At 59.7% G+C, this 295-nt stretch carries 1 protein-coding gene; it reads left to right on the top strand.

The genetic code is table 11. The features are described 5' to 3' along the window. Positions 1-295: amidohydrolase family protein (locus BK660_RS30570; protein ID WP_148057498.1), on the top strand; the 295-nt coding region annotated here is incomplete at both ends.

Below are 295 nucleotides of genomic sequence, written 5' to 3'. Positions count from 1 at the left end.
CAGGTCAGTGCCGTTGCTATCAAAGATGGTCGCTTTATCGCCGTAGGCAGTGATGTCGAAGCCATGGCTCTGCGTGGTAGCGCCACGAAGGTGGTGGACCTGCAAAAACGAACCGTCATCCCAGGGCTCAACGACTCGCACCTGCACCTGATCCGTGGTGGCCTGAATTACAACTTGGAATTGCGTTGGGAAGGCGTCCCCTCCTTGGCCGACGCCCTGCGTATGCTCAAGGTTCAAGCCGACCGCACACCGACACCGCAATGGGTGCGCGTGGTCGGTGGCTGGACCGAATTCC

This window comes from Pseudomonas brassicacearum (genome assembly GCF_003732265.1).
Classification (GTDB): domain Bacteria; phylum Pseudomonadota; class Gammaproteobacteria; order Pseudomonadales; family Pseudomonadaceae; genus Aquipseudomonas; species Aquipseudomonas brassicacearum_D.
This window is presented reverse-complemented; position numbering and strand designations above follow the sequence as displayed.